Consider the following 6,337-nt stretch of genomic DNA (forward strand, 5'->3'; position numbering starts at 1 on the left):
AGATGCCTGTTCCACAACCAGATACAGGCAAGATGCCTGTTATACAAGAAGAGACAGGCAAGATGCCTGTTCCACAACCAGATACAGGCAAGATGCCTGTTATACAAGAAGAGACAGGCAAGATGCCTGTTCCACAAGAAGAAACAGGCAAGATGCCTGTTCCACAAAATTGGAACTTAAAACCAGTCAAAGTTCCTAACTTTATAATTATTGGTTGTCAGCGGTGCGGGACGACTTCTCTGTATACTTATTTAGCTCAACACCCGCAAATTTTGACTCCGATTAAAAAGGAGATGGATTTTTTCTCGTGGCACTTTGACAGAGGGATTGATTGGTATTTGGCTCATTTTCCGCCCATGCCTCCGGGAGAGCCATTTTTGACGGGCGAAGCAAGTCCGAGCTATTTTGACTCTCGGGAAACACCGGAACGGCTCTACAGCCTGTTTCCAGAGGCTAAACTGATTGTACTTTTGCGAAATCCGGTCGATCGGGCGATTTCTCAATTTTACCGTTTGACTGGCTTAAATTGGGAAGCGCGATCGCTCGATCGAGTAATTAGCGATGAAATTGAACGGTTGAATCAAAATCCCGAATACATCATCGGCGAGGAACCGGGGAATTATTTAGCCCGCGGTAGGTACATAGAATTTATAAAAAAATGGCGGGCTTTCTTTCCCCGAGAACAGTTGTTAATTTTGAAAAGCGAAGATTTTTATGCAGGTGCGGCAGCAACACTCAAGCAAGTTTTAGAATTCTTAGATTTGCCGGAATATCAATTGTCTGAATACCAAAATGCTAATCCCGGTTCTTACCCGCCGGTCAATCAATCAATTCGCGATTGGTTGAGGGATTATTTTCGACCTTACAATCAGCAGCTAGAGGAGTATTTGGGGAGGAAGTTTGATTGGGAATAAAGTCTGTGACAACTCCCGCCCCTAAACTGAGTACCGTCTTGTCGTTTGAGATTAGAATCCTTGAACCGAGATAATACTGCCTTGAATCTGGGCCGGCGTTACACCCTCAACAAAACCTAACATATCGCCGGAATTTTTAACTTTGATTAGAGTTCCTGAACCCACCGTCGGTACAGAAGCGAATTCACCAGGGGCGATAAAGTCTTGAAAACTTTGCGGGAAGTCCAACTGCAGTACAATTGTCACATTTGTCAGGTATTCCAAAGATACATCGCTAGCATTCAAGTTGCCGGTTAATCCAATTTTATCGACACCAACTTGGAAAGGGAGAATCAGATCCGCATTATTGATATCTCTAAGTCCGGGCTCTAGTTGTAAGACGTACAAATTGCTGCCGATTTTAGGTAAAGAAGGATCGTCACTCTCGCTATATAAATAGTCTCGCCCCGTACCTCCAACCAGAGTATCATTCCCGTTACCGCTGATTATGAAGTCATTGCCTTTACCGCCCAATAAAATATCGTTTCCCGAACCGCCTTCTACAAAATCTGCGTCTTGCCCTCCGTTGAGATAGTCATTTCCGTCCTCTCCATATAGTGGATCTTTCCCCCTTCCTCCGAACAAGGAATCGTTACCAAAATCTCCGTAGAGAGCATCTTCTCCTTCATTGCCATAAGCTAAATCGTTAGCTGGGGAACCGAAAACTATATCGTCACCTCCGAGCATCCATGCTCCCAAAGGGAAATCAATTTCATCTAAACTCAATAAAAAATCGCTTTCGGATGTATTGTCGCCAATTAAGCGGCGCGGTTCAGATGGGTCTATTTGTAAAACCATGATGTATTCCTTGATTACACAGTTGTAATTGACATCATAAAATAAACTGCTGAGCCTGTAAATTCATAAAAGTCATAAAATTCACAATGTAAATTCATCAAATTATAAAAGTCATATTTGTAAAATTATATTTCCCTTTATATATAAAAACAGGTTTTTCTGTACTTCACATACCTAAAAAGTTTTGTATTGTGCAGAAACCGGGTTTCTGACTGCCCCGCGCCCAAGTCCGAGAAAAAAACCCGCCTCCCCTTGACAAGTCATACTCGTTATGAGTACGCTAAAGTAAGTAAGCAAAAGAATTGAACCAAAGTACCCAAGAATTTAAAATCATGCTGACGAACCAAGAAGGTCAAAGAGTACCCAAAGTCACCTTTCGCACTCGCAAAGACAACGAGTGGGTGGATGTCACCACGGATGATATATTTGCAGGTAAAACCGTAGTAGTCTTCTCGCTGCCGGGAGCTTTTACTCCCACTTGTTCGTCAACGCACCTCCCCGGTTATAGCGAATTGGCCAAAGTTTTCAAAGAAAATGGCGTAGATGAAATTGTTTGTATTTCCGTCAACGACGCCTTTGTGATGAACGAGTGGGCAAAAAACCAAGAATCAGACAATCTGACGTTAATTCCCGACGGTAACGGCGAATTTACCGAAGGCATGGGAATGCTGGTAGACAAAACAGATTTAGGCTTTGGCAAGCGGTCTTGGCGTTATTCGATGCTGGTAAAAGATGGCGTGGTTGAAAAAATGTTTATTGAGCCTGATGAACCGGGCGACCCTTTCAAAGTGTCCGATGCCGAGACGATGCTCAACTACATCAACTCCGCAGCAGCCAAGCCGAAGCTAGTTTCGCTGTTTACCAAAATGGGCTGTCCCTTCTGCGCTAAGGCTAAGGCACTGCTGAGTAAAAATGGCTTGGATTATGAAGAAATCGTCTTGGGCCGGGAGATCACAACCCGATCGCTGCGGGCTATGACTGGGGCTACAACTGTGCCGCAAGTATTTATCGACGGCAAGTTGATCGGTGGTTCCGAAGCCCTAGAGTCTTATTTGGGAGTTGCTTAGTTAAACCACAATACTTAGCTTGCGGGTGCCAGGGTGCACACCTTACAACGAGTAAGGTGTGCACTGTGCGCCTTTGCCGTATTTGGCGGTATTTAGCCCGATCGAGCTTTCGCATCCAAAGTTCGATCGGTTTATTGATCCATTCTCGTGCCACAATTACTGGGGAAGTAATATTAAAAACGCAAGAAATGGGAGTGAACGATCGTGGATTTGAGTTTAGTCGCGTCAAATATCTTAAATCCACCCATATTAGCTTTTTTCATGGGAATGCTGGCAATTTTTCTCAAATCTGATTTAGAAATTCCAGCGCCCATCCCCAAACTGTTTTCGCTGTACCTGCTGTTTGCGATCGGATTTAAAGGCGGCGTCGAACTGTCCAAAAGCGGAATTGACCAGCAAGTTGCCCTGACAATTGTGGCAGCGATGCTGATGTCAATGCTAGTACCCGTTTATACTTTTTTCATATTGAGGATCAAACTCGACTCTTACAATGCCGCAGCGATCGCAGCCACCTACGGTTCCATCAGCGCCGTCACATTTATTACCGCAACCTCCTTCCTCACAGCACAGGGGATCGACTTTGACGGTTACATGGTAGCCGCGCTAGCATTAATGGAATCCCCAGCAATTATAGTCGGGCTAATCCTCGTGAGTGTATTCGGCGGCGAAGAAGGAAAACGCGAAATAGTTTGGCCAGAAGTGTTGCAAGAAGCATTCCTAAACAGTTCAGTTTTTCTACTGATTGGCAGCCTAATTATGGGCATAATGACAGGAGAACACGGTTGGCAAGTTATGAGTCCGTTTACTCAAGACTTATTTTACGGAGTTTTGACTTTTTTCTTGCTAGACATGGGGCTGGTTGCAGCTAGCAGAATTAAAGATTTGCAAGAAGCAGGAATTTTTCTGATCGGCTTTGCAATCCTAATTCCCATAGTCAACGCCGTAATTGCTTTGGTAATAGCGAAATTAATCGGAATGCCACAGGGAGACACTTTGCTGTTTGCCGTATTGTGCGCGAGTGCTTCTTATATAGCAGTACCAGCAGCCATGCGCCTAACTGTTCCCGAAGCGAATCCAAGCCTTTACATTTCAACAGCCTTAGCAGTGACATTTCCATTTAATATCATTGTAGGGATTCCCCTGTATCTATACGGAATCAATATGTTTTGGAGGTGAGATGATGGAGTCAGTCAAAAGAGTAGAAATCATAGCCCACTCAGTGGAGCTCGGCAAGATTTTAGACGGTTTAGACAAAGCTGGCGTACCCGGTTATTCGGTAATTCGTGATGTCGCGGGAAAAAGCACCAGGGATCACGTTTCCCGCGGTTCATCAATGACGATGCTGGATAACATTTATGTGCTTGCTTTTTGTTCACCAGCTCAAGTATCAGCAGTTGCAGAAAACATTAGACCAGTGCTCAATAAGTTTGGTGGGTCGTGTTTTATTTCAGATGCGGTGGAATTGCTAATAACTAGGTGTGTCGGGTAGTCATTAGTCATGAGTCATTAGTCATTAGTCATTAGTCATTAGTCATTAGTCATTGGTGATTAAGCTGCGGAGCATCTAAATTGAATACAGAGACGGGCTCTCCTGCCCGTCCCCCAAGAATTGTAGAAAAATTAACTGTCAAATTAGACGCACAACAGCTTATACCAATTCGGAAAAGTAGAGCTACACATAGACTGTACGCCATATGTGTAGGGACACAGCCTTGCTCATTGGTTTCAACTTAAGACGCAAACCCCTGATAAATGTCGCTTTCCGTCAAGTTTCGCTCCCCCTCGCATCCCCGGCGTCCGGGGGACGAAAGAGAAGACTTCTGTCCCCCCGGAGGCCGGGGAGTAGGCGGCAAAAATCAGGGGGGATCGAACCCTAATCGTCAAACAGCAGACGGGTACTAAATTTGACGTTAAGTTGACACCAATAGGCACGGTGCGCTGTCCTTGCGCGTATCTGCGGCTTCAATCCTAGGCTTCGGGCAGCGAAAGCAGCCACTGGTGAGAATGCCAATCCGTTTTGGCTTTTGGAGAAGTTTTTTATTATTACTTTAGCCTGATTTAAAAAAGGCGATTTTGAAAATAATTTCTGTCTATTATAGCACTTGTACAATCATCAGCCATCAGCCATCAGCCATTAGCCAGCGGTCATTTCAGGATTAATTGCTCTTCGCCACCGGGGCAGAATTCAGAATTCTTAAGAGATAGAAAAGAATCGGTTGCAAAAATCAGTTAGCGTGGTAAATTCTAAGCCACAACAGGCGATCGCCCGATCGAGTTGGGATATTTTCAATAGGAGTTTAAACATGGCTGCATTAAAAGTTGGCATCAACGGATTTGGTCGCATCGGACGGCTAGTTATGCGTGCGGGCATCAAAAACCCCAACATCGAATTTGTCGGCATTAACGACTTAGTTTCGCCAGACAACCTGGCTTATCTTTTCAAATACGACTCCACCCACGGAATTTACGACGGCGAAGTTGAAAGCAAACCAGACGGGATTGTCGTTGACGGAAATTTTATCCCCTGCACATCGATTAGAAATCCTGCCGAATTGCCGTGGGGTAAATCCGGCGCAGATTATGTTGTAGAATCTACCGGATTGTTTACAGATTTTGAAGGCGCATCAAAACACTTGACGGCGGGAGCAAAACGAGTAATACTTTCAGCACCGACAAAAGACCCGGAAAAAGTTGCAACTTTTCTAGTAGGCGTCAACCACCACAAATTTGACCCGGCAAAAGATACTGTTGTTTCCAATGCTAGCTGTACGACGAATTGTTTAGCACCAATTGCCAAAGTTATCAACGATAACTTCGGCTTGGAAGAAGGTTTAATGACTACAGTGCACGCAATGACAGCTACTCAACCAACTGTAGACGGCCCCAGCCAAAAAGATTGGCGGGGAGGACGCGGTGCGGCTCAAAATATTATTCCATCTTCCACCGGTGCAGCAAAAGCTGTTACTTTGGTGTTGCCGGAATTGAAAGGAAAATTGACGGGAATGGCTTTGCGCGTGCCAACTCCCGACGTGTCTGTAGTTGACCTTACTTTCAAAACCCAGAAGGAAACTAGCTACAAAGAAATTTGTGAAGCCATGAAAAAAGCCTCTCTTGGCGAACTCAAAGGCATTCTCGGATATACTGAAGATGCGGTAGTTTCGACGGATTTTCAGGGCGACGCGCGATCGAGCATTTTCGATGCAGGTGCGGGAATTGAACTGAATTCTAAGTTTTTCAAAGTTGTTTCCTGGTACGACAATGAGTGGGGTTATTCTTCCCGCGTGATTGACTTGATGCTGTCGATGGCCGAGAAAGACGGAATTTTGAATAAGTAATATTTGGGGTGTGGCATTTTGGGCGGGCTAGAAGCCCACCCCACAAACAAATTCCTAGGATTTTTTGTGGAACGGGCTCTCCGGCCCGTTCCTGATAATGTTACCTAATGTAAGGAATGAGAATTAAATAACTTCCACAAGGAAAGTGGGATGGGCGTCCCGCCCGTCCTTTTTGGACGGGCGG

6 protein-coding genes are annotated in these 6,337 nt (G+C 44.9%); 5 read left to right on the top strand and 1 reads right to left on the bottom strand.

Annotated features, from left to right (window positions below; all coding sequences use genetic code 11):
* Positions 1-914: sulfotransferase (locus tag QUB61_RS37165; RefSeq protein ID WP_333190396.1), on the top strand; the 914-nt coding region annotated here is incomplete at its 5' end.
* A gap of 51 nt (positions 915-965) precedes the next feature.
* Here QUB61_RS37165 and QUB61_RS37170 read toward each other — a convergent pair.
* Positions 966-1,751, bottom strand: coding sequence for a calcium-binding protein (locus QUB61_RS37170; protein WP_333129445.1), 786 nt, complete (start codon positions 1,749-1,751; stop codon positions 966-968).
* A gap of 332 nt (positions 1,752-2,083) precedes the next feature.
* On the opposite strand from QUB61_RS37170, the gene QUB61_RS37175 reads away from it, so the two are divergent.
* From QUB61_RS37175 to gap, 4 genes are all read left to right on the top strand, one after another.
* Positions 2,084-2,818, top strand: coding sequence for a glutathione peroxidase (locus QUB61_RS37175; RefSeq protein WP_333129456.1), 735 nt, complete (start codon positions 2,084-2,086; stop codon positions 2,816-2,818).
* Between the two features lie 204 nt (positions 2,819-3,022).
* Positions 3,023-3,994 carry a sodium-dependent bicarbonate transport family permease gene (locus QUB61_RS37180; RefSeq protein WP_333129447.1) on the top strand — a complete coding sequence of 324 codons (972 nt, stop codon included), beginning with the start codon at positions 3,023-3,025 and terminating at the stop codon, positions 3,992-3,994.
* Position 3,995: 1 nt separating this feature from the next.
* Positions 3,996-4,307 (top strand): P-II family nitrogen regulator, encoded by a 312-nt coding sequence (locus QUB61_RS37185; protein WP_333129449.1) that lies wholly within the window; start codon positions 3,996-3,998, stop codon positions 4,305-4,307.
* An 814-nt stretch (positions 4,308-5,121) separates the two neighbouring features.
* Positions 5,122-6,153 (top strand): type I glyceraldehyde-3-phosphate dehydrogenase, encoded by a 1,032-nt coding sequence (gap, locus tag QUB61_RS37190; protein ID WP_333129458.1) that lies wholly within the window; start codon positions 5,122-5,124, stop codon positions 6,151-6,153.
* Positions 6,154-6,337: the final 184 nt, after the last annotated feature.

The sequence above is a fragment of the Microcoleus sp. C2D2 genome, from assembly GCF_036702495.1.
In the GTDB taxonomy this organism is placed as follows: domain Bacteria; phylum Cyanobacteriota; class Cyanobacteriia; order Cyanobacteriales; family Microcoleaceae; genus Microcoleus.

Coding starts and splice junctions, on each gene's coding strand:
- QUB61_RS37170 (WP_333129445.1), bottom strand. CDS start 1,751: ATGGTTTTACAAATAGACCCATCTGAACCGCGCCGCTTAATTGGCGAC.
- QUB61_RS37175 (WP_333129456.1), top strand. CDS start 2,084: ATGCTGACGAACCAAGAAGGTCAAAGAGTACCCAAAGTCACCTTTCGC.
- QUB61_RS37185 (WP_333129449.1), top strand. CDS start 3,996: ATGATGGAGTCAGTCAAAAGAGTAGAAATCATAGCCCACTCAGTGGAG.
- gap (WP_333129458.1), top strand. CDS start 5,122: ATGGCTGCATTAAAAGTTGGCATCAACGGATTTGGTCGCATCGGACGG.